This is a genomic window from Robiginitalea sp., assembly GCF_049588695.1.
In the GTDB taxonomy this organism is placed as follows: Bacteria; Bacteroidota; Bacteroidia; order Flavobacteriales; family Flavobacteriaceae; genus Robiginitalea.
Genome location: NZ_JBAVZJ010000153.1, coordinates 1 through 3060, shown reverse-complemented (window position 1 = coordinate 3060; position 3060 = coordinate 1). Strand labels below are relative to the sequence as shown.

General features: G+C 45.8%; 4 protein-coding genes and 1 pseudogene. All 5 read left to right on the top strand.

Annotated features, from left to right (window positions below):
• Positions 1 to 719, top strand: a pseudogene (locus tag WBV75_RS03630) (glyceraldehyde-3-phosphate dehydrogenase); the annotation flags it as partial.
• Positions 720 to 853: 134 nt separating this feature from the next.
• Positions 854 to 1468, top strand: coding sequence for a tRNA (guanine-N1)-methyltransferase (locus WBV75_RS03625; protein ID WP_424119294.1), 615 nt, complete (start codon positions 854 to 856; stop codon positions 1466 to 1468).
• Positions 1469 to 1489: 21 nt separating this feature from the next.
• Positions 1490 to 1933 (top strand): N-acetyltransferase family protein, encoded by a 444-nt coding sequence (locus WBV75_RS03620; RefSeq protein ID WP_424119293.1) that lies wholly within the window; start codon positions 1490 to 1492, stop codon positions 1931 to 1933.
• Between the two features lie 21 nt (positions 1934 to 1954).
• Positions 1955 to 2653, top strand: coding sequence for a tRNA (guanosine(37)-N1)-methyltransferase TrmD (gene trmD, locus WBV75_RS03615; protein ID WP_424119295.1), 699 nt, complete (start codon positions 1955 to 1957; stop codon positions 2651 to 2653).
• Positions 2654 to 2757: 104 nt separating this feature from the next.
• Positions 2758 to 3060: 50S ribosomal protein L19 (gene rplS / locus WBV75_RS03610; protein ID WP_424119292.1), on the top strand; the 303-nt coding region annotated here is incomplete at its 3' end.

The following is a 3060-nucleotide window of genomic DNA, read 5'->3' as shown; positions in this document are numbered from 1 at the left end:
TTGCACTGGGAAGACATTTGAAAGCAAAGGGAGTAGACAAAGTGTTGCTTACAGCCCCGGGCAAGGATATCCCAAATATTGTACATGGGGTAAACCACAACGAATTTAACCCCGACACCGTCCGGATTTATTCTGCAGCTTCCTGTACAACAAACGCCATAACACCGCTGTTAAAGGTTGTTGAGGATTCTCTGGGCATTGAAAAAGGGCATATTGAAACCATTCACGCCTACACAAACGACCAGAATCTGGTGGACAATATCCATTCAAAATACCGACGGGGACGCGCGGCTGCCCTCAACATGGTAATTACCGAGACCGGAGCGGGAAAAGCAGTAGCCAAAGCCCTTCCTGCCCTCTCCGGGAAACTCACTTCCAATGCCATAAGGGTTCCCGTGCCCAACGGATCCCTGGCCATTCTGAATCTGGAGCTTAAAAGTACAACCACACCTGACGGTATAAATACCATTGTTAAAAAGTACGCTTTGGAGGGGGATCTTGTAGAGCAAATTAAGTATTCACTGAGCAATGAACTGGTCTCTACTGACATTGTAGGCACCTCGGCCCCTGCTATTTACGACAGCAAGGCGACGATTGTATCCCCGGATGGAAAAAACATTATTCTATATGTTTGGTACGACAATGAATTTGGCTACGCCCATCAGGTCATCCGCCTTTCAAAATATATTGCCAAAGTCCGACGTTTTACCTATTACTAGGTTGAAATGCAGGATGTTCATCAAACACCGGGTTGAATGTTGGACCCAGCGTGTTGGCAGTTTTTTTTAAAATTCCATTTTATTGAAGTACTTTAGTCACTTCTAACCCTTTATATACTAAAGAAATCAATCCAATGAGGCTATTGAAAACTATTTTACTCGGCCTTGCGCTTTTTGCCGGTAGCATGCTCTGGTCCCAGGAAGAAGAACAGGAAAGCTCACTGGACGGTGGGACAATCGAAAGCCAATTTGAATTTCTATACAGAAAATCAGGGAACTACAATGCTGAAGGAAGGCGATATGAGGTGGTCCGCCGGATACAACTCGATAAAATCCGGGATAATATACTAGACAGCCTCAACAAGGCCCGCGCAGAAGCCCGGGAATTAAACGCCACAATCACCAGGCAGGACGGTACTATTGAAGATCTCAATGGCAAGCTTGAAAATACAACTGAGCAGTTGTCCGATGTTACTGCAGAAAAGGACAGTATGTCTTTCTTTGGGATGCAGGTATCAAAGATTACTTATAATTTGATCCTGTGGACTATAATCGGCGCTCTGTTGCTTTTCCTCCTGCTTTTCATCTACAAATACCGAAGGAGTAACGTCTTAACCCAGGAAGCCAAAGTTAAATTGGCTGATGTGGAAGCTGAATATGAAGACCACCGCCGTAAAGCCCTGGAACGGGAGCAGAAAATTAGTCGGCAACTCCAGGACGAGATCAATAAATACAAAAAAGGGAAATAGCATCCCCTGTTTTAGCACTTCATGACAATCCGGGAAGCCCATAGGGAAGATTTGCCGCAATTGGCGGAGCTCATGGATGCCTACAGGGTTTTCTACGGAGCTCCCTCAGACATAGAAAAGGCCCGGGTTTTTATGCATGAACGCATTATTAAACAAGACTCTGTCATCTTTATAGCCCTTATCGGGAACCTGATCTGTGGTTTTACCCAGCTCTACCCTTCATTTTCCAGTGTGAGTCTGCGCCCCCTTTTTATTTTAAATGACCTTTTTGTCTTCCCTGAACAAAGGGGATCCGGGTTGGGAGAAGCCCTCCTGCTGCACACCCAGGAATTCTGCAGAAACAAAAATGCGAAGGGATTGGCCTTAGAAACCGCAGTGGATAACCCTGCGCGAAAACTCTATGAACGACTCGGATGGAAAAAAGATGAGGGGGTTTTTCACTATTTCTGGACCTCAAAAGGTTAAGGATTGTCAAACTATCTAACCATGCGCATTGACATCATTACCGTATTGCCGGAATTGTTGGAAAGCCCCTTCGGCGCTTCTATCTTAAAGCGGGCCATCGATAAGGGAATTGTAGCGGTAAACCTTCATAATCTCAGGGACTACGCAACATCCCGCTACAAACAGGTAGACGACTACGCCTTTGGGGGGGGAGCAGGAATGGTTCTGATGCCTGAGCCCCTTGACCGGTGTCTCGAGGATCTGACCACAAAATGCATCTATGATGAAATCATCTATATGACTCCGGATGGGGAGACCTTAAAACAGTCCATGGCCAATCGACTGTCACTTCGTTCAAATCTCCTGATTATCTGCGGGCATTACAAAGGAATAGACCAGAGAATTCGGGATCATTGGGTTACAAAAGAGATTTCAATAGGCGATTATGTACTTTCAGGCGGTGAACTCGGGGCCGCTGTATTGTGCGACGCCGTTATCCGGCTTATCCCGGGCGTATTAAATGACGAGACCTCGGCCCTTACAGATACTTTTCAGGACAACTTGCTCGCGCCTCCCGTTTACACAAGGCCCAGGGAATTTAAAGGTATGCACGTCCCGGAGGTCCTGACAAGCGGAGATTTTAAAAAAATAGAGTCCTGGCGGGAAGAACAAGCCCTGGAGCGCACCCGAGAGCGGCGTCCGGATTTACTCGACGACACAACCGATTTAAAATCAGACTGATTTTCCTTGTCAATTGAGATTATTAAATTATTTTTGCACACGATTTTGGTTCAACCTCTGACGAGATGCGTGCATGTTGGTCCGGAAAAATTTAAACTGTAACCATGGAATCCTTAGTAAGTTTTGTTGAAAACGAATTTGTAACCCGAAAAGACTTTCCAGACTTTTCTTCGGGAGACACTATTACCGTTTATTACGAAATCAAAGAAGGGGAAAAAACCCGTACCCAGTTCTTTCGCGGTGTCGTCATCCAAAGACGCGGTTCAGGAGCTACAGAAACTTTCACCATTCGGAAAATGAGTGGTACTGTAGGGGTTGAACGGATTTTCCCAATCAATATGCCTGCTCTGCAAAAGGTGGAAATCAACAAGCGCGGAAAAGTTCGCCGGGCGAGAATTTTCTACTTC

Bases quoted from the DNA above. Each gene is read 5' to 3' on its own strand.
- trmD (WP_424119295.1), top strand. From the start codon at position 1,955: ATGCGCATTGACATCATTACCGTATTGCCGGAATTGTTGGAAAGCCCC.
- WBV75_RS03625 (WP_424119294.1), top strand. From the start codon at position 854: ATGAGGCTATTGAAAACTATTTTACTCGGCCTTGCGCTTTTTGCCGGT.
- WBV75_RS03620 (WP_424119293.1), top strand. From the start codon at position 1,490: ATGACAATCCGGGAAGCCCATAGGGAAGATTTGCCGCAATTGGCGGAG.